Below are 24,678 nucleotides of genomic sequence, written 5' to 3'. Positions count from 1 at the left end.
AAACCTTATACGGATTTTTTTTCATCAGATGAAATAGTTGTTGCTGTCGCTTCTGATTTTGTCTCTTTTGCTTCAACCTTTTCAACATTTTCAGTTGTTTCTTCATCTTCTTTCACTGCTTTTTTAAAGTTTTTAATCCCAGAACCTAACCCTTTAGCAAGCTCAGGAATCTTTTTTGCTCCAAAAAGCAACACAACAATCAATAAAATAATCAGCAATTGCTGAACACTTGGACCCATTTTCTCTCCTTTGATATTTTACATGTAACCTTTAAAGGCGCAAATTATAGCATTTTTTTATAAACTAAAATGAAGAAATCTATTCAATATTCGCCCATGAACTAATAAATTCACTGACATCCATTAAAGATATTTTTCGTCGTGATGCATATGCAATAGCTAACATATCGTGTAACGCCGTTTTAAAATCATCATTAATAAGTACAAAATCGTACTCATTCATACAGGTCATTTCAGAGACGGCATTTGCCAATCGTCTTTCTATCACCTCATGAGTGTCTGTTCCTCGTTTTAGCAACCGTTCTTGTAAACTTTTTTGATCAGAAGTCGTAACAAAAACAGAGGTAATTAATGAGGCAAATTTTTCTTGTGCAATTTTATGTCCTTGCACATCAATATCACACATCACTAACTTACCTTTTTGAAGCTCTTTTAAAATAGGCTTGAGTGATGTTCCGTAATAATTATCGTGTACTTTCGCCCACTCTAAAAAAAATCCTGCATCAATATCACGTTCAAATTCATCTTTTGAAACAAAGTGATAATTAACACCATCCACTTCTCCCTCTCTTGGCTCTCGAGTGGTACTAGAAATAGAAAAATAAGCATCTTCGATTTCCAATAAAACCTCTTTTATTAAAGAACTTTTACCAGAACCACTAGGCCCTGAAAGAACTAAAAGATTTCCTTTCACTTGGCCTCGTTTTCATCAAAAGAGATAGAAATATTAATACGCATTCCCTTTAACGCTTCTCTTAAAATATCGCTTTGCACAAGTCCTGAGATACTGCGTGAAATACTTTTTTCCATTTCACCACGTATCACTTCTATTTCCTCTTTTTTGGTCGTGCGTACGGGGGTTTGTTCTTGTTCCTCTACGGGTTCACCAAACGCTTTTTTAATAAGGTTTTCATCTAAATCATCCAATGAAGCAAGTTCACCTTCTTGCTCATCCAACGTATCTAAAAAAGATTCCTCCTCTTCTGTCTCTTCTTCATGAAATGCAACCTCTTCGGCGGCTACTTCCTCCCTCTCCTCTTCTTCAAAATCAAAAGGAGATGGATCAAGTGCTAAAGATAGATCATTCTCAAGTAAGCCTTCTAAAGCATTATCTTCACTATCTTCGTCTAAAGACTCAGGAAGTTTCCATTCCAAAGATTCCTCTTCTTCTGGTTTTTCATCCATGCTTTCTAAAAAGGCTTCATCCAATGTTTCTTCATCCAGCGCCGTACTTTCTTCCTTCTGAGATGCCTCTTCAGATAAATCATCTAAAATATCCAACGCCGATGGCTCTAGTTCTTCTTCATCGTTTTCATCTAAAAGCTGTTTAACTTCATTAATATCATCTTTATCTAAAACACAAGGAGGTACTTCATCCAAGAGTGTCTCTTCTTCTTCATTTTCCGCTTCAAAATCAACATCTTCAAAAGATTTTTCATCTACACAAGAAGTTTCTTTTAAAAAATCACCTTTTTCAAGTGCTTCATCCATTGCGATTGCTTCATCTAAGAGGTCGTCTTCAAATTTGACATTATCAAATTTCAAACTTTCGTCTGCTTCTAAGGTATCAATATCATCAATATCAAAACGCTTATTTTCTTCTTCTATTTCATCTACTGACGAGCTCTCTTCTTCTTTTTGACTGTTCAATACCTGCGCCACTTTTTCAAGTAAAACTAAAAAATCTGTTGGTAAAAAAGGTTTTTCCAAGGAAACATTCACAGAGTCTGGTTTTTGAGCACCCCTTTGGCAAATATAAAGGCAATAATCACATCCTATATTTTCCTTAAGTTCAGCCAAAGCTGTTTCATCATAAAGTTCATTATCCACTAAAATCACATCATAATCATGAAGAGGAACTAGCCCGTAGTCATCAAATTCATCTAACTCATGACCAGCCTTTTCAGCACTTAGTTTGATTAATCTTGAAACAGCGGGATTATTATTGAGTAGTAACAGGCGCATGCTCACTCCTGAATGAGAAATATTAGTTCTCATTGTAGTATAAAAAAATTTATGATTGCTTTAACGCATAAAAAGAAGTGTTAATTGATTGAGTGCTTCTTGAAACTCTCGCTTAAAAAGCAGCATAACAGATGTTAAGGTTACAATAATAACCACGAGCGAAACAGCAATTCTAATAGGAAATCCCACTACCAAAAGGTTAAATTGAGGCATGGTTTTCATGAGCATCCCAAAGACAACATCAAGGAGTAAAGAAAAAGCAACCACAGGGAAAGAGAGAATAAATCCATAAACAAACATTCCTGTTGTAGCCTTAAGCAAATACCCTACAATACTCATTTGTGGATAAAATGTTCCCAAAGGCAATAAAGACAAGGAATCTGCAATGAAAATGAGCATTTGATGGTGACCATTAAATGCTAAAACAACCATAAGTCCTATCAGTGAAAGTATTTGGGACAAAACAGGAATGGACGTACTGGTTTGGGGATCTACAACACTTGCCATTGTAAAACCCATGACAAAAGACATTTGCATTCCTGCCATTTGTAAAAGGGAGAGTGCAATGGTTAAAAAAAGCCCTGCGATTAAACCAATCAAAAGCTCAGAAACAATTGCAAGTGCTAAGTTCAGCAATGTAGGACTTACATGTAAAGCTGGCAAAAGAGGAAATAAAAAAACCACCATAAAAAAAGTAATGGAAGTTTTAATGCTTAAGGGAATGTTTGAATGGGAAAAAAAAGGGAAAAAAGCAAAAAGACCACTCAATCGTGCAAAGAGGAGAAAAAACATAACCACCTGATTTTCGCCAAAAAGCGCTACAAGCGACTCCATTATGCTTCCTCTTTTAATCCATCCACATGCAGATGCCTCATGTATGTACACTGTTTTGCCAATTGATGATTATGCGTTACCAATAAAAGCGTCGCATTTTCTTTTTCAACGTATTCAAAGAGTACATTCATTACCTCTTGTGCGGTCTTGTCATCTAAATTTCCAGTCGGTTCATCCGCAAAGATAATTTTAGGTTTTTTAGCCAATACCCTTGCAATGGAAACACGTTGCTGCTGTCCACCTGAGAGATCACCCACACGGTAATGCATAAATTCAGCAATTCCCAAACGCTCTAAGATACCTTGTTCAATGCTTTTATCGCTAATAACCGATGCAAGTTCAACATTTTCATTAGCAAAAAAACCTTTAAAAAGGTAGTGAGATTGAAAAATAATCCCCACATCATATCGCCTTAATTTTAAGCGCGTATCATCATTGCCTTCATATATATTATGGCCACACACAATAACTGTGCCTTGATTCGGAGATAAGAGGGTTGAACAAATATGTAAAAGCGTTGATTTACCACTGCCACTCACACCCAAAATTGCCATAGACTCTTTAGGAGCAAGTGTAAAATTAACATTTTCAAAGAGAAGATAATCAAATCGGTGAGAAATATTGTGTACCTGTAGTAAAGACATTAACGTCCCTCAAAAAGAAGCGGTGAAGAGAAACTCTCTTCACCAAAGTTTTATTTATTTAAGTTGCTCTGCCACTTCAGATGCGAAGTCACATGCTTTTTTCTCTAAGCCTTCACCCAGTTCAAAACGAACATAGCCTACAAGCTCGATTTTACCACCAAGCTCTTTCGCTTTTTCTTCAACCACTTGTGCAATGGTTTTTTTATCATCCATTACATAGAATTGGCTTAAAAGGGTGTATTGTTGATCCAGTTGTGTATTATCTGCAATAAAACGCTCTAACTGACCAGGAATAATTTTATCCCAGATTTGTTCAGGTTTGCCTTGTGCTTTAAGTTCCGCTTCCATCTCAGCTTTTGCATTTGCCAAAACTTCATCACTCAATTGTACACGAGAAACAAAAAGTGGCATACGTTTGAGAGGTTTTTTAAGACGTGCTAACTCTTCATTTTCTTTTTCAATATCCGCTTTAATACCAATGGTCTCTTTTTCAACGAAATCAGCATCAAGTTCGGTATAGCTTAAAAAACTAGGTTTCATAGCAGCAGCGTGCATACAAAGATTTCTAATAAATTCACTCGCAGCCATAGCTGTTTTTTCGCTGTCACAATTAGCTGCAATTAAAACGCCTACACGACCGTTTGAGTGAACGTATCCATTCACCACACCATTAGCACCTGCTTTTAATGTAGCAAAACGTCTCACAACTAAGTTTTCACCAATGGTTGCAACTTTAGTTGCAAAATACTCTTCAAACACGGTACCATTAATAGTTGTTTTCATCAATTCTTCTGTTGATTGAACATCCATCGCTTGGATATGTGCTGTTGTATCTTTTGTTAAGTTAATAAAGCCTTCATTTTTTGCAACAAAATCTGTTTCAGCATTGATCTCACTTACTGTTGCCACTTTAAAATCAGCATTTACACAAACGTCAACAAGACCTTCGCTTGCCAATCTGTCAGCTTTTTTAGCTGCTTTACCAAGACCTTTTTCTCTTAAAAGGTCTTTTGCCGCTTCAAAGTTACCCTCAGTATCGACAAGTGCTTTCTTACAATCCATCATGCCAGCCCCAGTGGACTCGCGTAATTCTTTTACTAAAGCAGCGGTAATTTCAGCCATTATTCGCCTTCCTCTGCTACAAAGTCATCTTCACTGACCACTTCACTGATAAGCTCTTTTTTCTCATCTTCACTAATGTCAGCTACTTCTTCAGTTGCAGGAGCATCTTTTGATCTGATTTCATAACCCTCAGTCATCGCTTCACACATCTCTTTACAGAAAAGTTGAATCGAACGGATTGCATCATCATTTCCTGGAATTGGAAGATCAACCACATCAGGATCACAGTTGGTATCAAGTGGTGCTACAACAGTAATTCCAAGACGTCTTGCTTCTTGAACCGCAATTTTTTCTTTTACGGTGTCAATCACAAAAATCATATCTGGAAGATTTTTCATATTACGGATACCGCCTAGATAATCCAAAAGTTTCTCTTTTTTTCTTCTAAGCATTAACGCTTCTTTTTTAGTCAGAAGGTCGATTTGTCCATCTTCTTCCATTTTCTCGATAATGTCAAGTTTACGGATTGATTGTCTGATGGTTTGGTAGTTAGTCAGCATTCCGCCTAACCATCTGTGGTTAACGTATGGCATACCGCATTTTTCTGCGTACTCTTTAATCGCTTGGCTTGCTTGTTTTTTTGTACCAACAAAAAGCATTGTTTTGCCCTCTGCTGCTGCATCTTTAACAACATTGTACGTGTATCTGAAATAACGTAGTGTTTTTTGTAAATCTACGATGTAGATGTTTTTTCTCTCACCGAAGATGAATTTTTTCATCTTTGGATTCCAGCGTCGTGTTTGGTGTCCGAAGTGTACACCACACTCCAATAGGTCTTTCATGGTTACCATGAAGTCTCTCCTTTGTTAAATTTTGGTTTAGCCTCCACACCCATCAACAGCGTAAACTGCAACCGTAAAGGATTGGTGTGTGTGAGATTTGGACGGTGATTATAGTTAAAAAAAGTTTAAATTCTGCTTGTTTTATTGAATAGGTACTTCTATGACTTAATTTACTTTGAACAAAAAAAATCTTATAATTGCGCAAATTTATCTACATCGGGGTAATAGTTTGCGTTTAATTTTAACTTTCTTATTCACTTTTTCATTGCTCTTCGCTGTTGAAAAGACTGCTTCTCAAAGCGAAGATTTTGATAAAGAATTTAATGATACTCACTCATCAACACTTTTTGACCCACTGAGCAATTATAATGAAATGATGACCAGTGTTAACGACTCTTTTTATGAGTACATCCTGAAACCAACGGCAGAGGGATATAGTATGGTGGTTCCACAAATGACACGCCGTGGTATTTCAAATTTCTTCGACAACCTTATGTTTCCAATTCGTTTTGTCAACAATCTGTTGCAATTAAAGTTTTTAAATGCACTTGAAGAATCAGAACGCTTTGTACTTAACTCCACAATGGGAATTTTAGGTTTTCGTGATGTTGCCAGTGAAGAGTTAAACATCAAAGCACATGATGAAGATTTTGGGCAAACTTTGGGATTTTATGGTATAGGCAGTGGTTTTCATATTGTCCTTCCATTACTAGGACCATCCAATGCTCGTGATGTAGTAGGACTTTCAGGTGACATGTGGCTTAATCCTATGAATTATATCGAGGCACGTCATGCCAATCTCTTTAAAAATCAAGAACACGCATTAGGGGCAACAGCACTTTATACCATTAACAAAACCTCTTTACATGTAAAAGAGTATGATCAGTTAAAAAAAGATGCCATTGAACTCTATCCGTTCTTGCGTAATTTGTATGAATCACGAAGGAATAAACTTATCCATGAATAAATTTTTAAAACAGTGTATTGCTATAAGCTTGTTTTGTCTTAGCTTTTCACACACGCTTTACGCAATTGAAGAGAGTAGAATTAGCTCCTTTATGCAGACCAATATTGATCGTGCTACAACCATTTTGAGAGATAAACAACTTCAAAAAAATGAAAAATCTGAAAAGATTTTTCTTATTTTTGATTCCATTTTTGATTATTCACTTATGGCACAACTCTCTTTGGGAAACAAACAATGGTCAAGCCTTGAGTCATTAAAACAAAATGAATTTAGCCAACTGTTTGAGCAAAAACTCAAAGTCTCCTACATGAATAAGCTAGACCTTTATACAGATGAAAAAATTGTGATTAAAAATTTAGAGAAAATTAAAGACACACGGATTCACCTGACAACGCACCTAATGAAAAACAGTGAGGTTTACGAGATTATTTATAAATTTTATAAAAATAAAAACGATGATTGGTTGATTTATGATGTTGATATTTTAGGAGTTAGTATTATTCAAACCTACCGTACACAATTTGCGGATATTCTTAACAAAGAGCCTTTTGAAAAACTCCTTGATAAACTTAAACAACCTGACGAAATAGCACCACAAAAGCAGTAAAGCAAAACGTTTACTGCTTTTGTCTATCTTTTATGCGTTAATTTTTTCTTTAATCATTTTTGCTTTTTGTCCAATAGTCGCAATTTTTTCTGAAGCACTTAAATGCTCATTCAATAAAACTTCGACAAAAGCACTTCCCACAATCACCCCATCCGCTCCACGAACACGCTCTTTAGCTGTTTTTTCATTCACACCAAAACCAACAAATAAAGGTGTTTGGCTGTGTGACTTGATCGTTTGAATGGTTTGGGTTAAATCTTCACTGGCGTGGGAGCCTGTAATGCCTGCATATGCAACCAAGTAAATAAACCCTTTAGCATCTTTCACAAGCTGAGCAATTCTCTCTTTACTATCGGTTGGAGCAACAAAACTTACCATAGAAAGCACATGCTTATTCATTAAAGAGCGGTAAGGTAATGCCTCTTCGTGTGGCAAATCGGGAATAATAAACCCTTTTACACCTAAATCAGTTGCTTTTTGTGCAAAAAAATCCACACCTTTGTGGTAAAAAGGATTGAAATACCCCATCCAATAAGTTTCAATTTGCGGTGCAACTGTTGCAGAAATTTCAAAAAGAGTCTCCATTTTAAAACCATTTTGCAAAGAGCATAAATTGGCACGTTCAATAATGGGACCATCTGCGACAGGATCTGAAAAAGGAATACCCAATTCTAATTTATCAACGCCCGCTTCTTTTAGAGTAGAAACCAAATCTAGGGAAAAATTTTTATCGGGAAATCCCGCTGTAATATAGGCAACTAATTGCTTCACGCTCTCTCCAACATATGAGGTACTTTAATAATAAGAGGATTTAAGACAGTAAAGAAGGGGGCATTTCCTTCGACATCTTTACGGTATTTTTCAAATTGATCGCTTACCAAAAGCAGCCAATCAATAAATGGCTCACTCGCAGGCCCTCTTAACATACGTGCTTCTTCCACAATATCTTCACACAAAGCTGCGAGTTTAATAATAGGATCAAGCCTAAGAAACGCTGCAGCAGATTTCATGTTGTGAAAAATACGAAATAAATCATCAATGTTTTCACCGTATCGGTTCTCTTTACTCAAGCCAATAATCAAAGGCTCCATGTTCTCACACATAATCGCATAGTGAGAAAGAAAATCCCCGACAATTTCGATGTCATAATCAACTTCTAATTGTTTCAGAATACCCATCTTGCATACCTCCGAAGTGGCTCATTGTACCATCTTTAATCTAAAATTTTCTTGTCTAAAAATTGGGTATAATCCTCCTTATGAAAACAATTACGTCCATTAAACAACACAAGGGAAAAACACCCCTTAGTGTCATTACAGCCTATGATGCTCTTTTTGCTTCATTATTCGATCAAAAGGTGGATATTATCCTTGTTGGCGATAGTCTCAATATGAGTTTTAACGCCAAACCCGATACGCTTTCTGCGAGTATGGAAGTGATGCTCTACCATACTAAAGCTGTATGTGCAGGAGCCAAAGAGACTTTCATTGTGTGCGACATGCCTTTTGGAACCTACACCGATGAAAAAAGTGCTCTTTTCAATGCTTCTTTGGTCTACAGCCAAACCAATGCCCATGCAGTAAAAATTGAAGGGGGTGTTGGTCGTGCGCACATCATTCAAACTCTGACACAAAACTCTATTGCTGTCATGGCACATATTGGTCTCATGCCACAATATGTACGTAGTGAAGGTGGGTATAAAGTTAGAGGACGCAGTGAGGAAGATATTTTAGCGCTCATTGAAGATGCTAAAGCGGTGGAAAAAGCGGGTGCATTTAGTGTTGTCATTGAAGGCGTTGTTGAAGAGGCTGCCAAACGCATCTCCGAAGCGATTTCCATTCCTACCATAGGCATTGGTGCAGGAAAATATACCGATGGACAAGTGCTCGTTTGGAGTGATATGCTAGGCTTTTTTCAAGCCTTTAAACCCAAATTTGTCAAACGCTATTTAGACGGGGCGACCCTTGTGCAAGATGCTGTGGATGCGTATGTCAAAGAGGTGCAAACACGTCAATTCCCCGACACCGAATACACCTACCAAAAGTGAGAAAATGGAACGCATTGTAGAAATTGAAAAAGTCTCTTTTGAGAGTGATTATGAAAAGAGCCTTCGCCCTACCTCTTTTGAGGACTATATTGGTCAAGAAAAAATTAAAAAAAACTTACAAGTCTTTATTCAAGCAGCGCAAAAACGTTCAGAATGTTTAGACCACATTCTCTTTTTTGGTCCTCCAGGTCTTGGTAAGACCACCTTAGCACATATTATCTCCAACGAAATGCGCTCCAATATTAAAATTACCGCAGCCCCTATGATTGAAAAAAGTGGTGATTTAGCAGCGATATTAACCAATCTTCAAGAAGGCGATATTCTCTTTATCGATGAGATTCACAGGCTATCTCCTGCGATTGAAGAGATACTTTATCCTGCCATGGAAGATTACCGTTTGGATATTATTATTGGCTCAGGACCTGCGGCGCAAACGATTAAAATTGATTTACCTCACTTTACGCTCATTGGGGCAACCACACGTGCGGGGATGATTAGCTCTCCGCTTCGGGATCGCTTTGGGATGCATTTTCGCTTGCAATTTTATACCAAAGAGGAACTCTCTTTAATTATTACCAAAGCATCGCATAAACTCGAGAAAATTTGTCTTCAAGACGCTGCCGTTGAGATGGCAAGACGCTCACGTGGCACCCCTCGTATTGCGCTTCGTTTGTTAAAACGTATTCGTGATTATGCAGATGTTGTGGATGAAGAACAGATTAATAAAGAGCGTGCGCAATATGGGCTCAATGAACTAGGTGTAAATGATTTGGGATTTGATGAGCTGGATTTAAAATATTTAGAATTACTGCTTCAAAGCAAAGGACGTCCTTTAGGTCTTAGCACCATTGCAGCAGCACTGAGTGAAGATGAGGGAACGATTGAGGATGTGATAGAGCCTTATTTGCTTGCGAATAACTATATTGAGCGAACCGCACGTGGACGAATTGCGAGTCCTAAAACGTATGAGTTGTTTCGTCTTACACCACCCACACTCCAAAGCACTCTTTTTGAGGATAATATATGAATGAACATCGCTTCTTTTTAACCGCTATATTTTTAGTGGTTTTGGTCTCCTTGCTAAAATTGTATCAGCCTTTTTTGATGATTATCGCTATTGCTTCCTTGCTTGCAATGGCAACGTATACCATTAATTTTAAACTTTATAAATTCACCAAAAACAGACATGTTGCGGCTATTCTTTCTACTTCACTGCTCTCATTACTCCTTTTTGGACCCTTAATTTATTCACTGACCTCCATTGGGTCTATTGTCAATAATTTTGATTTTGCGATGATTGAAAAGCTACAACACTACCTGAGAACCCTCGATTATCAACTACCTACTCCCCTTGCTTTTATGCAATCTTCTTTGGATGAGTTTATTAGTAGCCTCAATATCGCACAAATGTCAAGCACGGCACTCTCCTATTTAGGCTCTCTAGGCAAAAACAGTGCGGGATTTTTAAAAGATATGCTCTTGATTGTGGTCTTTTTCTTTTTTGCACTTTTAAATGGCAAAGATTTAATTGATTACATCAAAAGTGTCATGCCCCTTGGCGCACAAGAAGTGAACATGGTGTTTGCAGAAGTGACCAGTGTGATGAGCGTGGTGTTGTATTCTATTTTATTTAGCGCTATTTTTCAGGGGATGCTTTTCTCATTCATCGGTATGTATTTTGGGTACGATGGATTGTTATTGGGTATCTTTTACGGCTTTGCCTCTTTGATTCCTATCATTGGTGGAGCACTCATGTGGATTCCTTTGTGTGCCCTTGAAATCGCACACGGCAATACAGGCTCCGCCATTATTATTGCACTCTATTCGATTATCGTGATTTCCATTATTGCTGATACCTTTATCAAGCCTCTGATTATTAAATACATCAATGATAAAATGGTTAAAACACCCACCATGGTTAATGAGCTCTTGATTTTCTTTGCTATTTTTGCGGGTCTTTCCACATTTGGTTTTTGGGGAATGATCTTAGGTCCTGCTATTACGACCTTGTTTATTTCCCTGCTCAAACTCTATAAATTACTCAAGGAAAAGAGTTACATGTAAAGAGGTTTGCACGCAACAGCAAACCTTTGTATCTTTACATGTAAAAGAGAAAAAGAGCTTATAAAACCTCTTTTTGTAAAGCCATTATGGATGAAATAATCTCTTGATGATGCGCTTTTTTCTCTTCTAAAAATGCCACTTTTTCCTCTTTTAAACGGGTGAATTGACTCACCAAACGCTCATAATCTTTGCTTAAAAAGGTGTGTTTGGTGTTCATCATATTTTCTAGCTCATAAAGATGAAACGCTGTTCTAAGGCGCTCTTTAATTTCGTCTAATTTAGGCTGATACAAAGAAAATTTGGTGGGATTTTCTTCATACAATTTACGTGATTTTTCAATTTTATTTTCCAAAAATGCTACACACACTTCGGTTGCATTTTGATAGTTAAAACTCACCGCACTGGAGAGGTGGTTAAACTCAGAGCTAATTTTGGCATAGGAATTGGCTATCTCATCGCTAAAGGCTTTTAAAATCGTCTCATACGCTTTAGAGGCAAAACGACGCATATTGGCAAACTCAATGTCCGAGTGAATCTCTTCACTTTTTCGAATGACTTCATAAGGTGCCTGCCACGCCACAACACCCGCTTCAAATGAGCGATACACTTGCGCATTTTTTTCATTCACTTCGTTTTGAATATCTCCTAAAGTGCGCACATATTGCTTAAACATTTTGCCAATTAAATTCTCTTCATAAAAAAGGCTTTTGTAAATTAAATCCGAGTTAATTTTTGGTGCTTGGTATTCAAAAGGAAGGTAATTTACACTCTTTTTGAGCAAGCCTCCTTTTTGTACCTCATACCGTACCAATTTCTCGGTAGTAATTTGGTTAAAAATAGCATCGGCAATGGTATCAATAATCTGCTCAATACGCATAAACGCACTCTTTAAATCATGGGAAAATTTACTCTTAAGCTCCGTAAACAATCCCTTTGCTTCTGCTTCGAAACGAACAATCTCTTCTAAAAGCTCATCGTAAATGCTTAAAAAAAGTTCATGTTGGGCGATGAGTTTAGCGGTAATCTCTTGAATTTCCTTAGTGATGGCAAACTCTTTGGACTGGGTTGATTTGGGTTGAATTTCACTTCGAATAAACTCTAAAACTTTATCAATATTTGAATCTTCAAGAAGCTTCATATTGGCACTTAAATCACTTTGTACAATAGTCTCTACGGTCTGTTGATACGCTTTAAAATCATTCTCAATGGCTTTAAAGTCAAGCCTTTCAGAGCCCTCTTTGAGCTTTACATGTAAATCGCTTATAAACGTATCTAAGCACTCTTGCATCATCACTTTTTTATCATGGCTACGTGACTCTAACGCTTGACGTGCCGAGATAGGAATGACATCGCTAAAGAATTTTTGAAAAGCGCTTTTAACATAGTTGGTTGTCTCTTCCACTTGTTCTGGCGTAAATTTATCTTTTTGGTTTAAAACACACAGTGATTTGTTTTGGTACTTGCCTAAATACTCCTCTAAAACCTGAAGCTCGCTCATTTTTCCCGCATTGTCAATCAACGTTAACCAAATAATTCCATCAACCTCTTTAAGCACCTTCTCAGTCGTTTGCGTATCGCTGGCTGCTTGAGAGTTAAGACCTGGGGTATCCACAAAGACAACATCTTTTAAAATATTAAGAGGGGCATATAAGACCAAATACGCAATATCTTCCACCGAACCTCTTTGGTCGGTAAAGTGGGAAATATTGCTAATATCGTGGTATTCATCTCTGCCATCTTTGTAGCGTACACGAATTTTAAACGCTTCTCCATAGCGAATATAATTCACTTTAGAAGTCACGGGTGTAATGCCTGTAGGCAAAATACTCTTGGCGAGTAAAGCATTTAAAAAGGTCGATTTTCCACTGGAAAATTGCCCCGTAATGGCTACTTTCATTGGCTCTTCAGAGCGCATTTGAAGGCGATCTAACGCTTTTTTGAGCTGAATAGAGGGATACTGTTTTTCTTCTAAAAGAACATACTGTACCTTTTTGAGCGCACCCAAAAGTGTTGCATCAAAGGTAGGAACAGCTTTTAAAAAGTTCGCTTTATAGGAGTTAACAAAATTTTCTAAAAGACTCATTTGGACTCCTTTAATACATGTAAGTCATCTAAAACAATGCCTAAAACACGCTCTTTCTCTTTAATCTCAAGCATGCGTGCTTCACGGTTTTGCGTTGCATCTTTCATTTGACGCATGGCATTTTCAAGCAATGCCTCCTCGCCTAAAAAACGCTCTTCAATGGCAGAAGCTGGGGCTTGAATCAGTATTGAAAACGACTCTAAAAGCGTTTCATTAATCGTGCGTAATTTCTCGTGTATCATCGCTTTCATTCCAGAAAACTCTTCGTTAAACAGTGCATCTAGGCTCATATTAAGCGCACTCAGGTCGTTTTTGCCCTGTTTTTTAATGGCATCATTGACTCCTGCAATCACAACTGAGCTGTTTTTAAAGAGCAAAACAGAGCTCAAATGCTCTTCGCAAAAGGCTTTAGCATCAAAGGTGCGTTCACCTGCATCGCTCTTAAATTCACCGTATTTTGCATCCATATACTCCAAAGCACTTTGCATCTTTTTTTGAAACTCATAGCGATAATCCCGTACCAAATCGACCATGCCATCTTTCATCGCTGTTTCAATAATGGAAGCCACACGCTCCTCTTTGGGCAATTTTTTATGCTTACTCATTTCATAACTTACATCATCGCTAATACGACGTTTCAGGACGTTTTGCAGTGTACTTAAACGGTTGGATGCAAAGGTTTGTAAGGTGGTAAAGTAGTTACGCATCTCCTCTTTACTTTGAGCAACACTGCTTTTAATCTGCTCTAAAAAGTGCATCATTGCTTTTTTATCGTCTTGATGTTTGGCGTATGCTTGCTCAATCTCTTCGTTTGAGAGATTCAAGAGCTGAAACTCCTGCTCAAAACTTCGCAGGGATTCTTCAATAATGGATTCTATCTCTTTTTGATTGGAGGCAATAATCAGATTTGCTTTTTGACTGTTACTACCAAAGAGTACCTCTTCAAGGTAAGCCTCCACCAACGGTAAGCCTGTTTTTTGCATATCATAGCCTAAAGCTAAAGCCTCTTGCTCACGCCCTAATTTGTGCATCAGTGCCAATTTTCCAGCAATAGGAATAAAAACGATTTTAGCAATAATTTCATCGAGTTTTGCACCCTTGTTTTGCTCCCTCAAGCGTGCTTCAATGCTACGTTTGGTATAGGCAATGACTTCTTGTAACTCTTTTTCTTTAATGGCATCAATACGGGTAATCACGACTAACAATCGTGCAACATTGCGGTACAAAAGCGCATCAATAATAAAATCAACATCTTTTTGCGTTGCGGCTTGTGCGGCGTTCATTAAATGAATCATCAAATCACATTCACTTAAATACTCTAGCGTAATCTCTTCACGCTGAATCACGGGGTCATCTAAACCTGGGGTATCTACAATTTGAACCCCCTCTTGCACAAATTTCAGGTCGGTATAGAGTTCAACACTTTTGACCAAATTGCACTTTTTATCGGAGTGTTTTGCAGAGGTGTAAAGGGCTAAATCGTTCACACTGATGCGCTCACTTACCCCTTTTTCACTCACTAATGTATTAAATTTTTCTCCAAAATGCGCTTTGCTCTCTTTAACAAAGGCTTCAAGACTTTTGAGTGTTTGGGAGCCTTTTTCAATGTTTCCCCACTCTTTGGCATTCCAAAAATTAACGACAGCATAAGGCTCTTTGGCATATTTTATCACTGTTAAGTTGGCCGTTTCTGGCACCACCGATGTGCCTAAAAGCTCCTCACCTAAGAGAGCATTGAGCATGGTTGATTTGCCAGCATTCATCACGCCTGTAATACCAATGGAAAAACGCTGATTGGCTAAGCGTTCAGGAATGAGATTTAAACGCTCTTTTAAGCGTGGTATTTCAAGCGCTTGGGCTATATTTTCAATGGCTGTTGAGAGAGAATGCAAAGCCGTTTTATAGTAGTTTTCTTGTGTGCTTGAACGCTTTACATGTAACGATGCTATTTCAATTTTTTTCTCTTCAATAAGAGAAAGAACACCGCTAATGGAGCGCTCTACGTCATATGAGATAATCCCTTCTTTTTTGAGGTATTCTAATCGTTTGATAATTGCTTGATTGACACGAAGATTGCCTAAATTAATTAAATACAAAAGGAGTTGGATTTGTGCATGTTGAACTATCTCTTTGGTAAAAGAAGAGGTTTCAAAAAGCGTTTTTAAAAGAGATTTTGGTTCTTCAAGGCTTGCCATATTGGCAAAATTGTGTGGGCTAATGATACATAAAATCGCTGCACTATCGCAAAAATTATCAAAAGCAGTTGAAAGAGTTTGATCGAGTTTGGCTCTATTTTTCTCGTCAAAAACAACATTTTTATCTAACCTCTCACTCCAAACGAGCAAGAAAAAATCATTAATGATATGCATGGGATACTATCTTTAAAGTTTTGTTTTGACTTTATTGTGATACAAAAAAGTATGAAAAAAGTCCATTTATTTTATCAGTATTTCTTATAATAGAAACAAAAAAAGTAAGACTAAAAGATTAAAATAAGGGATAAGACAGGTGTCTTATCCCTTTTAATTTAGCGCAAAAACTTATTTGCGAAGTGCAACGAGTTTTCTTCTCATGTAAGCAATTTTTGTTTGAAGTGGTAAGTGTTTTGGGCAGTTATCTTCACATGCCACAAGACTCATACAACCAAAAACACCATCATCATCACCAACAAGCTCATAGAAGTCTTCATCGGTTCTTTCATCATGTGGATCCATTGCAAAACGAGCCACACGGTTCAAACCAACAGCACCAATAAAGTTTGGACGCATCAATTTTGTACCACACGCTGCGACACAAATACCGCACTCAATACAACGATCAAGCTCAAAGGTTTCATCCGCTAATTTTGGATCCATAGGCGCTTCAAGTTTAGAAATGTCTGGTTTGTGATTGGTATGAATCCAACTCTCAACACGTTTACTCATATCGTTCATCCAGTTACCTGTATCAACAGATAAGTCTTTAATGAGTTTAAATGCTGGCATAGGCATCAATTGAATGACACCGTCTTTAAAATCTTTTGTTAGGGTACGGCACGCCAATTTTGGTGTACCATTCACCATCATACCACAACTACCGCAGATACCTGCACGACATACGAAGTCAAATGAAAGGTCAGCGTCCATAGTCTCACGAATTTTCGTAAGCGCAATAAAAAGAGTCATACCATCGGTTTCTTCGACTTTATACTCTGCAAAATGCGCTTTTGAAAGCTTTGATTGTGGGTTATATTTCATAGCCCTGATGGTAATAGTTCTACTCATTTTGCATCTCCAAATCTCTCATTTTTAGCTTTATAATAGGGTTGAAGCTCAAATGGCATTAAGGCATGTTGAATTTCATGTCTGTCTTTGCCAGCAGCTTCCATCTCTTCACGAATTTTATCCACTTCTTCTTGGCGTTTGATGCTTATTTCATTCTCAATAATCATACCTTTAGCACCATAACCACGGAATGCTGGTGGAATTTCCATTTTCATAATATCAAGATCTTCATACTCAACCACAGGAAGGGTTTCGCCATCTTTCCATGAAGTTAATGTACGTTTTAACCAATTGATGTCATCACGTTTCAAGAAATCTTCTCGATAGTGAGCACCACGACTTTCTGTTCGCTCACGTGCACCCATAGCCACACATAACGCTAATTTAAGCATCATAGGAACACGGTACGCTTCTTCTAACTCTGGGTTAGCTGAACGTGTTTTTGACTTAATGGTAACATCGTGAGATTTTTTAAGAAGCTCTTCAAGTTCATTAACCGCTTCAGCCAAACCTTTGCCATCACGGAAAATTGCACATTTTTCCCACATAATGTCGCGCATTCTGTTTTTAATTTCAAAAATATTGTATTTACCTTTGTTGCCTAACAAGTGGTCAATAAAATCGCTTTGTTTTTTGAGCGCTTTTTCAATGGTTGCTGTATTAACATCCACTTCATTAGCCGCACAATATTCAGCAAAATAATCACCCACAATCATACCCGCAACGACAGTCTCACTCACTGAGTTACCACCAAGGCGGTTAAATCCGTGCATATCCCAACATGCTGCTTCACCTGCAGAAAAAAGTCCAGAAAGTGTTGGAGACTCTCCTGTTGCTTTGGTTCTGATACCACCCATTGAGTAGTGTTGCATAGGAAGAACCGGTGCCCAACCTTTTGGACCCTCATCCGCTGGATCAATACCATTAAAGATTTGACAAATTTCTTGGACATCTCTTAGGTTTCTCTCAATGTGCGCACGACCAAGGATAGAAATATCTAACCATAAGTGTTCACCGTATGCAGATTTAACGCCTTTACCTTTACGGATGTGTTCCATCATACGACGGCTTACAACGTCACGGCTAGCGAGTTCTTTTTTCTCTGGCTCATAATCTGGCATAAATCTATGACCATCAACGTCTCTTAAGATACCACCATCTCCACGACAACCCTCAGTTAATAAAATACCTGATGGAACGATTGGGGTTGGATGGAACTGTACCGCTTCCATGTTACCGAGTTTGGCAACACCAGTTTCTAGTGCAATTGCAGCACCGATACCATCACAAATAACCGCATTGGTGGTTTGTTTGTAAAGTCTTCCGTAACCTCCCGTTGCAATCAAGGTACCTTTAGCAACATACGCCCAAAGCTCACCTGTCACAAGGTCTCTTACGATAGCACCATAACAACGGTTGTTTTCGTGAATTAAAGCAATCGCTTCTTTTCTATCTTCAATGTTTACGCCGTGTTTTAGTGATTCATTTGCAACAGCAAACAACATGGTGTGGCCTGTAGCATCCGCTGTATAACAGGTTCTCCATTTTTTGGTACCACCAAAGTCACGTGAGTGAATCATACCGTGAACTTCTTCATCTTCAATAATGGTTGTTCTCTCAGCATTCATAATTGCTTCACGAGGACCTTTAGAAATTCTTGTCCAAGGCACGCCCCAACCAGCAAGTTCACGAATAGCTTTTGGTGCAACGGTTACGAACATACGTGCAACATCTTGATCACAGCCCCAGTCGCTACCTTTTACGGTATCGGCAAAGTGAACGTCTTCGTTGTCCCCTCGACTCATTTTTGAGTTACCAATACTTGCTTGCATACCACCTTGTGCCGCAGCAGAGTGTGATCTCTTGACTGGACAAAGACTTAAAACTGTTGTGCTAAGACCACGAGATTGCGTTGCAATCGCCGCTCTAAGACCTGCTAAACCACCACCGATTACCAGTGCATCACAATATTTTACGTTCATAATTTACGCCCTAACCTTCTGATCAATTCTTACTTCGACTTGCGCTGTTGGTTTAAATTTGTCAACATGACCATTGCTGTATTCATAACCAATTTTGACGTATGCCGCAAGTGTTAAAAGTCCTAGTGCTAAGAAAAATGTTGTTACAGCCCATTTAACTTTTTTAAGTTTTTTACGAGATTCTTTAACGTTCTCACCTTCAAACCAGCCCCACTTAACACAGAGACGGTACAAACCAATACCACCGTGAAATTCAACCGCTAAAAGAAGAAGAAGGTAAAATGGCCACATAACATCAGCGTACATTCTCTCAGATGAACCGTATGGTCCAATTTCATCTGCTTTAACTGCCATCATTAAAAGGTGAGCAGAACCTAAGAAGAACATTGCAAAACCTGTAAACGCTTGTGTAAACCACATCGTTGTATCATCGTGTTTCATCATGCCCATGTGTGTTTTGTAGGCTTGATACTGTCTGTATGTATTTGGTAATTTTCTCATACCAAGCATTGCATGTACAATAAAGACCGCAAATACAAATAAAACAATCCCAGAAACAATCCAAGGTTGTGGTTCAGCAAAGAACATACTACCTTCAAACATTTTTGTTATGGTGTTCATAAAATCTTTGCTGATCAAAATCGTTGAAACAAAGAACATATGTCCCCACATAAACAAACCTAAGAAGAGACCCGTCGCACTTTGAATATAATCAAGTTTGGCTGGAACTCTACTCTTTTTCCCCTCAACACTCGTACCTAAGAAACCTTCAAGTAGGTCATTCACATTTAATCCTTTTTGTGAAGTTTGGTAAACACCCATAAATGCATGCGTGTTACGCTTATGGGTAGCTATAGTATTCACACTATTTAGGTTCATTCAAGACGTAAACAGACGTTTTTTCGTTATGCTGAACACTTATTTAATGCTTAACAAACGAAATTATAATATACGAAAGGGGATTTAAAAGGGATTTTTTTATCCCTTTTTGCCTTGTTTGAGGATGAAAAAATAAAGCAGAAGTCCTGCAAATGCCATGAGAAGAGAGAGCGCTTGCCCTTTTGTCATCCATTCTCCATACACAAAACCAATTTGAAAATCAGGCTCTCTGTAAAACTCTGCAATAAAACGTCCCACAGAGTATAAAAAACCATAAAGCGCAATGAGTTCACCATCATATTTTTTATAATTTCTATAGAGATAAAGCACTATAAACACAACCAAACCTTCTAATACCGCTTCGTATAATTGAGAGGGATGACGAAGGACACCCTCCACATAAATTCCCCAAACAACCTCCGTGGGTCTGCCAATCAGTTCTTGATTGAGAAAATTGCCAATGCGCCCAAAGATATATCCCACTGGCACGCTAATAGCAACCACATCCAGCAGTTTCCAAACATTGATTTTATATTTAAGATTAAAGAGCCATGTTCCTAGAAAAAAGCCAACAATCGCACCATGATAGCTCATCCCACGAATGCCCACAAACGTGCCATCCATAAACGGGTTAAACATCTGCCACGGGTTTGAAAGGTAATAATCCACATGCGGGTCATAAAAAAGAATATACCCAATGCGTGCACCCAAAACGATGCCAATTTCTATCCAAATAAAATAACTCTCTAAAATTTGATTGCTAAAGCCTACATTTTCACGTTTTACGTACCATTTGGCAGTATAAAGCGCACCCAAAAGAGCTAACATATACATGATGCCATACCAATGCACCGCAAAGGCAGCTATTTTAAAAGCAACAGGGTCAAATTGGGAGTAGATGTGATTCCAAAAAAGCATTTCAATCCTTACATGTAATCGCCAATGCACAAGAACAACATGGCTATAAAGAAGGAGATAGTATCACATTTAGGATTAGAGTAGAATGAAGATGTAAGGAGAAAAACTCCTTACATGTAAGCTTATTTCACCTGAATTTTTTTGACTTCGGCTTTTTCAACTTTGAGTTTGGGAAGGACGACTTCAAGCACGCCATTTTCACTGCTGGCTTCAATATTTTCAACATCCACATTTTCAGGTAAGGCAAACGAGCGTTGGAATTTTCCGTAGCTACTTTCAATTTTGTAATAGTCGTTTTCTTTGCGCTCCTCTTTGAAACTTCGCTCCCCTGAGATAATAAGTTGATTTTCTTTGAGGTCAATGTGAATATCCTCTTTTTTCACCCCTGGAATGTCCACTTCAATGTGGTAGGCAAACTCACCCTCACGTGTACTGACACTGGGTTTAAACGCAGAGATGTCACCCTCCTCGCTTGGCGCACTTGGGTAATAATTAAAGAGCCTATTTTCAAGTTCTCGCAACTCTTTAAAGGGATTGTAACGTGTGACTAACATAATGGACTCCTTTGTTTTTTTGATGAAAGAAGTCTATTACATGTAAAAAAAATTATCTGCCACTTAAGTAGCAGAGTTACTCTAAAGGCAGATGTTCCAGCAGATTTTGCGAATCTTTGATATAAATCTCTTTACGCTTTATATCAATGAGTCCCTCTTTTTTGAGCGATTGGAGGTTGCGATTGAGCACTTTTCGCACCGTGCCTATGAGGTTGGCGAGTTCATCGTGCGAGAGGTTGTTGATGAGTTTTAGGGTTTGTTTGTCACCCTCTTTTTCAATGTTTTTCGCAATCAATTTAACCAACCGAGTCGTGGTATCGTACAAAGATAAATCACTCGCCAAATTCTCCATCTCTCGTAGCTGTTTTGCCACATAGGGAAAAAAGAGTTTGTTAAACGAGGGCTTCGTCTCTATCCACTCCCGAAACAGCTCAATGGGAAATACCAGCAGTTTCACATCATCTAACGCCATTGCCATATTTTCATGCATTTTTCCATCTAAAAGGCTTACCACATCGTACATATCGCCTTTGGATAAGAGATAGAGAATCTGCTCTTTGCCATTTTCAAAATTAATCTGAGAGATTTTCACACGTCCCTCCAAAAGGACAAAAAAATGCTCCAAACACTCCTCAGGGCGCATCAACACTTCGCCTTTTTTCACAAAACTCACCCGACCAAAACGGGCAATGTCTTCATGCAACTCTTGCTGAATCACCTCTAAAGCATACATCAAGCAACCTCCCCATCCACATACATCCACGCCTTGCCAAAGCGTTTAAAACGAGAATGCTCAACATGCACCCCCTCCCGTCCTTCTTGCACAAAGGACGCACGAAAAGAGACTTTGCCCACTTTATCGCTCATCCCACCCTGCCACGTCTCTAGCACGCTCAAACCTGTCCACGCTAAGCCTTTACATGTAAAAGCAATTTCTTCTTTGAGCTGTTTACTTCTCGTGCTTGGATGGGTCGTTTCGTACAAATAATCCACCAAAGAGAAAACAAACGCACTGTAACGAGAACGCATCAGCGCTTCGCAGGTTGGTGCATTTTTATTTCGATGGTAAGGCTCGCAACAAGTTTCATACGATTTTTGAGAGCCACAAGGGCAAAGATTTTTTAGCATTCAAACTCTTTACATGTAAATTAGCATGAATTATACAAATTTTTTGGTTTTCAACTGCTTCTATTCTTGGCTTCGGTACAATACTCGCTTATTTTTGTACTAGGTCTTTTTATGTTTTTACGCTTTCACACGTCACTGCACGCATGGCTTCCCATTATGGGGCTCACCATTTGCGCCTTTATTTTTAACACCACCGAATTTGCGCCCATTAGCTTACTCACCACCATTGCAACGGATTTTAACATCAGCGAAGCCAAAACAGGCATGATGATGACCATCTACGCATGGATCGTTGCCACCATTTCTCTGCCCTTAATGCTTCTTAGCAAAAATGTAGAGCGTAAAACGCTTTTGCTGAGTATTTTATTTTTTTTCATTCTCTCACATCTGCTCTCAGCCTTTGCATGGAGCTACACCATCTTAATGCTCTCTCGTGTTGGCATCGCCTTCTCACACGCAATTTTTTGGGCGATTACCGCTTCTTTGGTTTACCGTTTAGCCCCCAAAGGTCAAACCACCAAAGCGCTGAGTTTTCTTGCCACAGGAAGTGCTTTGGCAATTGTTTTGGGCTTACCACTGGGACGCATCATAGGTCAAGCATGGGGTTGGCGTTCTACCTTTGGTGTTATTGCACTGCTTGGTGTGGGGATGTTCTATTTTCTCTACAAAACCCTGCCCTCGCTGCCTAGCCAAAACGCTGGTTCACTCAAAAGTTTACCCATTCTCGTGAAACGCCCCGCCCTTATGGGAATGTATCTGCTCACCATTTTAGCCATTAGCGCTCATTTTACCGCCTACTCTTATATTGAGCCGTTTGTGATGAACATCGCTCATTTGGGAGAGCATTTTGCCACCGTAGTGCTTTTTGTTTTTGGTATTGCAGGACTTCTAGGAAGCATGCTCTTTGCACGCTTAAGGCACAAACACCCATTTGGCTTGGTTCTCTTTGCTCTTGGTGCGCTTATTGTTGCAGAACTGTTAATGCTCACCCTCTCTTTTCACACGATTCCCTTTAGCATTTTGTCGCTCTTTTGGGGGATGGCTATCTGTTTGATTAGTCTGATTTTACAAGTGAGTGTTTTAGAACTTGCTCCTGATGCCACCGATGTTGCGATGTCTTTGTATTCGGGTATTTATAACATTGGGATTGGCGGGGGAGCGTTCATGGGAGGTATCGTTACAACACACCTTGGTATGCGCTACGTTGGAGTGAGTGGGGCTTTATTTGGAATAATCGCCCTAAGCCTGGCGATTTGGATTTGGAAACGCTATTTAATCGTTTAAAACATCTTTTACATGTAAAGATTTTTACTTCTCAAAACGTGAATACAGAGCATTATACACTTTATTGTTTTCACGTTTTCCTATCACTAAAACGATAATAACCACTCTTTCATCAATCACTTCATAGGCTAATCTGTATCCTGCTGTTTTGAGTTTGATTTTGTAGACTGCATCAAATCCAACGAGTTTGTCTTTAGGAACTTTTGGGTTTTCCAGTCTCTCTTGCAGTTTCTTTTTAAACTGCTCTTTGATGGTTTCACCTAGATTTTTCCACTCTTTTAGCGCTTGTGGGTGAAATTCTAATTCATAGCGCATCAAGCGTTACTTTAATAGGTGTGTAAGCTTCGCTTTGTCTACTTATAACTTCTTTAGAGAGCATATAATCATCCAGCATCGCCATCAATTTTTCATAGGTTTTAGAAGGAACAAGGTAAGCACTTACCACATTATGATTGAGTATAGCAACAACTTCTTCGCCTGCATTTTCAAGAATTTGCGTGGGTGATTTTTTAAGCTCAGTAATGCTTGCTGTGTAGTTTGATAAAATAGGTTGCATAATAGATGCCTTTTTTAGTACTTTATTTGGTATTTATTATACTTGAGTGAAGGGGTTTTGTCAAATAATAGACTTACATGTAAGGCATAAACAAGCAATTTTTCTTGTGTTTATAACTTTTTTTTGCCCATTTTAACTGTGGTAAAATTTCATTATTAAAATATAAACAAAGGAAAAACATTATGACGGCAATTGAGGCAAAATACAATGAAATTATGGATTTCTTAGGAAAACAAAAAGCGGGCAGTGATATCTATCCAGAAGAGTTCGAGTTAGAATATGATGAGTTTAAAATTCTAATAGAAAAAATAGAAAATGATGGGCTTATTAAAAAAGGATCTTGGTATCTAACTGATAAATTATATACTTTTCGTGGTTTAACATTCGATGGGCGAAATTTTCTTCAAAATAACGATAAAAAGCAATATTCTAAAATCGAAAGAACAGAAGTAACCTACAATAACGTCTTAAATATTCATGGAAACAATTATGGAAATGCTGTTAATGGTAATGGCAATACTATTCAATCACCTTTAGACCAAAAGCTTCTTGAATTAATAGAAGCTATCAACAAATCTCACTTATCGGATAAAGAACAGATTATTTTGAAACTACAACATTCAGATAAAGTTGGTATTCAACAAACACTAGGGGAGCTTCTTACTCGTAGCTCTGAAGTAAGTTCTTTAGTATCAATGATAACAGGAGTATTGACTCTTTGCATATAAAATTTCATGGTTACATGTAACGCTTTTCAACT

General features: G+C 38.2%; 27 protein-coding genes. 7 read left to right on the top strand and 20 right to left on the bottom strand.

Annotated features, from left to right (window positions below):
- Window positions 1–5 precede the first annotated feature (5 nt).
- From SULBA_RS02280 to rpsB, 7 genes are all read right to left on the bottom strand, one after another.
- Window positions 6–239, bottom strand: coding sequence for a twin-arginine translocase TatA/TatE family subunit (locus SULBA_RS02280; RefSeq protein ID WP_014768655.1), 234 nt, complete (start codon window positions 237–239; stop codon window positions 6–8).
- A 79-nt stretch (window positions 240–318) separates the two neighbouring features.
- Entirely contained in the window at window positions 319–933 is a 615-nt protein-coding gene (gene gmk / locus SULBA_RS02275; RefSeq protein ID WP_014768654.1) for a guanylate kinase, read from the bottom strand.
- Entirely contained in the window at window positions 930–2,204 is a 1,275-nt protein-coding gene (locus tag SULBA_RS02270; RefSeq protein ID WP_014768653.1) for a hypothetical protein, read from the bottom strand. Before SULBA_RS02270 ends, gmk begins: the two co-directional genes overlap by 4 nt.
- Before the next feature lie 60 nt (window positions 2,205–2,264).
- Window positions 2,265–3,038, bottom strand: coding sequence for a flagellar biosynthetic protein FliR (fliR, locus tag SULBA_RS02265; protein ID WP_014768652.1), 774 nt, complete (start codon window positions 3,036–3,038; stop codon window positions 2,265–2,267).
- Window positions 3,038–3,682 (bottom strand): ABC transporter ATP-binding protein, encoded by a 645-nt coding sequence (locus SULBA_RS02260; protein ID WP_014768651.1) that lies wholly within the window; start codon window positions 3,680–3,682, stop codon window positions 3,038–3,040. Before SULBA_RS02260 ends, fliR begins: the two co-directional genes overlap by 1 nt.
- A gap of 54 nt (window positions 3,683–3,736) precedes the next feature.
- A complete protein-coding gene (gene tsf, locus SULBA_RS02255; protein WP_014768650.1) occupies window positions 3,737–4,804 on the bottom strand; it encodes a translation elongation factor Ts in 1,068 nt (355 codons plus the stop codon).
- Window positions 4,804–5,595: a 30S ribosomal protein S2 gene (gene rpsB, locus SULBA_RS02250; protein ID WP_014768649.1), complete on the bottom strand. Its 792-nt coding sequence runs from the start codon at window positions 5,593–5,595 to the stop codon at window positions 4,804–4,806. The genes tsf and rpsB overlap by 1 nt, the downstream gene beginning before the upstream one ends.
- 220 nt (window positions 5,596–5,815) lie before the next feature.
- Between rpsB and SULBA_RS02245 the strand changes: the two genes are divergently transcribed.
- Together SULBA_RS02245 and SULBA_RS02240 are read left to right on the top strand one after the other, a co-directional pair.
- Complete coding sequence (locus SULBA_RS02245) at window positions 5,816–6,553, top strand: MlaA family lipoprotein (protein WP_014768648.1); 738 nt, start codon at window positions 5,816–5,818, stop codon at window positions 6,551–6,553.
- The gene (locus SULBA_RS02240) at window positions 6,546–7,160 is read left to right on the top strand and encodes a Tgt2/MlaC family protein (protein WP_014768647.1); all 615 of its coding nucleotides are present in this window, start codon (window positions 6,546–6,548) and stop codon (window positions 7,158–7,160) included. The genes SULBA_RS02245 and SULBA_RS02240 overlap by 8 nt, the downstream gene beginning before the upstream one ends.
- A 30-nt stretch (window positions 7,161–7,190) precedes the next feature.
- On the opposite strand, the gene trpA is transcribed toward SULBA_RS02240, so the two are convergent.
- Entirely contained in the window at window positions 7,191–7,931 is a 741-nt protein-coding gene (gene trpA, locus SULBA_RS02235; protein WP_014768646.1) for a tryptophan synthase subunit alpha, read from the bottom strand.
- On the bottom strand, window positions 7,928–8,338 hold the full coding sequence (locus SULBA_RS02230) for an Hpt domain-containing protein (RefSeq protein ID WP_014768645.1): 411 nt from the start codon (window positions 8,336–8,338) through the stop codon (window positions 7,928–7,930). Before SULBA_RS02230 ends, trpA begins: the two co-directional genes overlap by 4 nt.
- A gap of 80 nt (window positions 8,339–8,418) precedes the next feature.
- Between SULBA_RS02230 and panB the strand changes: the two genes are divergently transcribed.
- The 3 genes from panB to SULBA_RS02215 are packed head-to-tail and all read left to right on the top strand — an operon-like array spanning window position 8,419 to window position 11,271.
- Entirely contained in the window at window positions 8,419–9,207 is a 789-nt protein-coding gene (gene panB, locus SULBA_RS02225) for a 3-methyl-2-oxobutanoate hydroxymethyltransferase (protein WP_014768644.1), read from the top strand.
- Window positions 9,208–9,211: 4 nt separating this feature from the next.
- Window positions 9,212–10,234 carry a Holliday junction branch migration DNA helicase RuvB gene (ruvB, locus tag SULBA_RS02220; RefSeq protein WP_041671760.1) on the top strand — a complete coding sequence of 341 codons (1,023 nt, stop codon included), beginning with the start codon at window positions 9,212–9,214 and terminating at the stop codon, window positions 10,232–10,234.
- Window positions 10,231–11,271 (top strand): AI-2E family transporter, encoded by a 1,041-nt coding sequence (locus SULBA_RS02215; protein WP_014768642.1) that lies wholly within the window; start codon window positions 10,231–10,233, stop codon window positions 11,269–11,271. Before ruvB ends, SULBA_RS02215 begins: the two co-directional genes overlap by 4 nt.
- 58 nt (window positions 11,272–11,329) lie before the next feature.
- On the opposite strand, the gene SULBA_RS02210 is transcribed toward SULBA_RS02215, so the two are convergent.
- The 9 genes from SULBA_RS02210 to SULBA_RS02170 all read right to left on the bottom strand — a co-directional run bounded on the left by SULBA_RS02210 (window position 11,330) and on the right by SULBA_RS02170 (window position 22,078).
- Complete coding sequence (locus SULBA_RS02210; RefSeq protein WP_014768641.1) at window positions 11,330–13,354, bottom strand: dynamin family protein; 2,025 nt, start codon at window positions 13,352–13,354, stop codon at window positions 11,330–11,332.
- The gene (locus tag SULBA_RS02205; protein WP_014768640.1) at window positions 13,351–15,723 is read right to left on the bottom strand and encodes a dynamin family protein; all 2,373 of its coding nucleotides are present in this window, start codon (window positions 15,721–15,723) and stop codon (window positions 13,351–13,353) included. Before SULBA_RS02205 ends, SULBA_RS02210 begins: the two co-directional genes overlap by 4 nt.
- A 171-nt stretch (window positions 15,724–15,894) precedes the next feature.
- A complete protein-coding gene (locus SULBA_RS02200) occupies window positions 15,895–16,617 on the bottom strand; it encodes a fumarate reductase iron-sulfur subunit (RefSeq protein WP_014768639.1) in 723 nt (240 codons plus the stop codon).
- The gene (locus tag SULBA_RS02195) at window positions 16,614–18,599 is read right to left on the bottom strand and encodes a fumarate reductase flavoprotein subunit (protein WP_014768638.1); all 1,986 of its coding nucleotides are present in this window, start codon (window positions 18,597–18,599) and stop codon (window positions 16,614–16,616) included. Before SULBA_RS02195 ends, SULBA_RS02200 begins: the two co-directional genes overlap by 4 nt.
- 3 nt (window positions 18,600–18,602) lie before the next feature.
- Window positions 18,603–19,421 (bottom strand): fumarate reductase cytochrome b subunit, encoded by an 819-nt coding sequence (locus tag SULBA_RS02190; protein WP_425353009.1) that lies wholly within the window; start codon window positions 19,419–19,421, stop codon window positions 18,603–18,605.
- A 156-nt stretch (window positions 19,422–19,577) separates the two neighbouring features.
- Window positions 19,578–20,396 carry a prolipoprotein diacylglyceryl transferase gene (gene lgt / locus SULBA_RS02185; protein ID WP_014768636.1) on the bottom strand — a complete coding sequence of 273 codons (819 nt, stop codon included), beginning with the start codon at window positions 20,394–20,396 and terminating at the stop codon, window positions 19,578–19,580.
- 122 nt (window positions 20,397–20,518) lie between these two features.
- Complete coding sequence (locus tag SULBA_RS02180; RefSeq protein WP_014768635.1) at window positions 20,519–20,950, bottom strand: Hsp20/alpha crystallin family protein; 432 nt, start codon at window positions 20,948–20,950, stop codon at window positions 20,519–20,521.
- A 76-nt stretch (window positions 20,951–21,026) separates the two neighbouring features.
- Window positions 21,027–21,683 carry a Crp/Fnr family transcriptional regulator gene (locus SULBA_RS02175; protein ID WP_014768634.1) on the bottom strand — a complete coding sequence of 219 codons (657 nt, stop codon included), beginning with the start codon at window positions 21,681–21,683 and terminating at the stop codon, window positions 21,027–21,029.
- Window positions 21,683–22,078 (bottom strand): YchJ family protein, encoded by a 396-nt coding sequence (locus SULBA_RS02170; protein ID WP_014768633.1) that lies wholly within the window; start codon window positions 22,076–22,078, stop codon window positions 21,683–21,685. Before SULBA_RS02170 ends, SULBA_RS02175 begins: the two co-directional genes overlap by 1 nt.
- Window positions 22,079–22,189: 111 nt before the next feature.
- Here SULBA_RS02170 and SULBA_RS02165 point away from each other — a divergent pair, with 111 nt between their 5' ends.
- A complete protein-coding gene (locus tag SULBA_RS02165; RefSeq protein ID WP_014768632.1) occupies window positions 22,190–23,362 on the top strand; it encodes a sugar transporter in 1,173 nt (390 codons plus the stop codon).
- Window positions 23,363–23,386: 24 nt separating this feature from the next.
- Here the strand turns inward: SULBA_RS02165 and SULBA_RS02160 are convergent, their stop codons facing one another.
- Together SULBA_RS02160 and SULBA_RS02155 are read right to left on the bottom strand one after the other, a co-directional pair.
- Window positions 23,387–23,677: a type II toxin-antitoxin system RelE family toxin gene (locus SULBA_RS02160; RefSeq protein ID WP_014768631.1), complete on the bottom strand. Its 291-nt coding sequence runs from the start codon at window positions 23,675–23,677 to the stop codon at window positions 23,387–23,389.
- Complete coding sequence (locus SULBA_RS02155; protein WP_014768630.1) at window positions 23,667–23,918, bottom strand: type II toxin-antitoxin system Phd/YefM family antitoxin; 252 nt, start codon at window positions 23,916–23,918, stop codon at window positions 23,667–23,669. Before SULBA_RS02155 ends, SULBA_RS02160 begins: the two co-directional genes overlap by 11 nt.
- 182 nt (window positions 23,919–24,100) lie before the next feature.
- On the opposite strand from SULBA_RS02155, the gene SULBA_RS02150 reads away from it, so the two are divergent.
- Window positions 24,101–24,646: a hypothetical protein gene (locus tag SULBA_RS02150; protein WP_014768629.1), complete on the top strand. Its 546-nt coding sequence runs from the start codon at window positions 24,101–24,103 to the stop codon at window positions 24,644–24,646.
- Window positions 24,647–24,678 lie beyond the last annotated feature (32 nt).

The organism is Sulfurospirillum barnesii SES-3, assembly GCF_000265295.1.
GTDB classification, from domain to species: Bacteria; Campylobacterota; Campylobacteria; order Campylobacterales; family Sulfurospirillaceae; genus Sulfurospirillum; species Sulfurospirillum barnesii.
This window is presented reverse-complemented; position numbering and strand designations above follow the sequence as displayed.

Coding starts and splice junctions, on each gene's coding strand:
- SULBA_RS02230 (WP_014768645.1), bottom strand. CDS start 8,338: ATGGGTATTCTGAAACAATTAGAAGTTGATTATGACATCGAAATTGTC.
- SULBA_RS02215 (WP_014768642.1), top strand. CDS start 10,231: ATGAATGAACATCGCTTCTTTTTAACCGCTATATTTTTAGTGGTTTTG.
- SULBA_RS02210 (WP_014768641.1), bottom strand. CDS start 13,354: ATGAGTCTTTTAGAAAATTTTGTTAACTCCTATAAAGCGAACTTTTTA.
- SULBA_RS02270 (WP_014768653.1), bottom strand. CDS start 2,204: ATGCGCCTGTTACTACTCAATAATAATCCCGCTGTTTCAAGATTAATC.
- SULBA_RS02160 (WP_014768631.1), bottom strand. CDS start 23,677: ATGCGCTATGAATTAGAATTTCACCCACAAGCGCTAAAAGAGTGGAAA.
- SULBA_RS02170 (WP_014768633.1), bottom strand. CDS start 22,078: ATGCTAAAAAATCTTTGCCCTTGTGGCTCTCAAAAATCGTATGAAACT.
- SULBA_RS02180 (WP_014768635.1), bottom strand. CDS start 20,950: ATGTTAGTCACACGTTACAATCCCTTTAAAGAGTTGCGAGAACTTGAA.
- fliR (WP_014768652.1), bottom strand. CDS start 3,038: ATGGAGTCGCTTGTAGCGCTTTTTGGCGAAAATCAGGTGGTTATGTTT.
- SULBA_RS02150 (WP_014768629.1), top strand. CDS start 24,101: ATGACGGCAATTGAGGCAAAATACAATGAAATTATGGATTTCTTAGGA.
- SULBA_RS02155 (WP_014768630.1), bottom strand. CDS start 23,918: ATGCAACCTATTTTATCAAACTACACAGCAAGCATTACTGAGCTTAAA.
- SULBA_RS02165 (WP_014768632.1), top strand. CDS start 22,190: ATGTTTTTACGCTTTCACACGTCACTGCACGCATGGCTTCCCATTATG.
- SULBA_RS02240 (WP_014768647.1), top strand. CDS start 6,546: ATGAATAAATTTTTAAAACAGTGTATTGCTATAAGCTTGTTTTGTCTT.
- SULBA_RS02175 (WP_014768634.1), bottom strand. CDS start 21,683: ATGTATGCTTTAGAGGTGATTCAGCAAGAGTTGCATGAAGACATTGCC.
- rpsB (WP_014768649.1), bottom strand. CDS start 5,595: ATGGTAACCATGAAAGACCTATTGGAGTGTGGTGTACACTTCGGACAC.
- ruvB (WP_041671760.1), top strand. CDS start 9,212: ATGGAACGCATTGTAGAAATTGAAAAAGTCTCTTTTGAGAGTGATTAT.
- panB (WP_014768644.1), top strand. CDS start 8,419: ATGAAAACAATTACGTCCATTAAACAACACAAGGGAAAAACACCCCTT.
- lgt (WP_014768636.1), bottom strand. CDS start 20,396: ATGCTTTTTTGGAATCACATCTACTCCCAATTTGACCCTGTTGCTTTT.
- SULBA_RS02280 (WP_014768655.1), bottom strand. CDS start 239: ATGGGTCCAAGTGTTCAGCAATTGCTGATTATTTTATTGATTGTTGTG.
- SULBA_RS02190 (WP_425353009.1), bottom strand. CDS start 19,421: ATGGGTGTTTACCAAACTTCACAAAAAGGATTAAATGTGAATGACCTA.
- SULBA_RS02205 (WP_014768640.1), bottom strand. CDS start 15,723: ATGCATATCATTAATGATTTTTTCTTGCTCGTTTGGAGTGAGAGGTTA.
- SULBA_RS02200 (WP_014768639.1), bottom strand. CDS start 16,617: ATGAGTAGAACTATTACCATCAGGGCTATGAAATATAACCCACAATCA.
- SULBA_RS02260 (WP_014768651.1), bottom strand. CDS start 3,682: ATGTCTTTACTACAGGTACACAATATTTCTCACCGATTTGATTATCTT.
- SULBA_RS02195 (WP_014768638.1), bottom strand. CDS start 18,599: ATGAACGTAAAATATTGTGATGCACTGGTAATCGGTGGTGGTTTAGCA.
- tsf (WP_014768650.1), bottom strand. CDS start 4,804: ATGGCTGAAATTACCGCTGCTTTAGTAAAAGAATTACGCGAGTCCACT.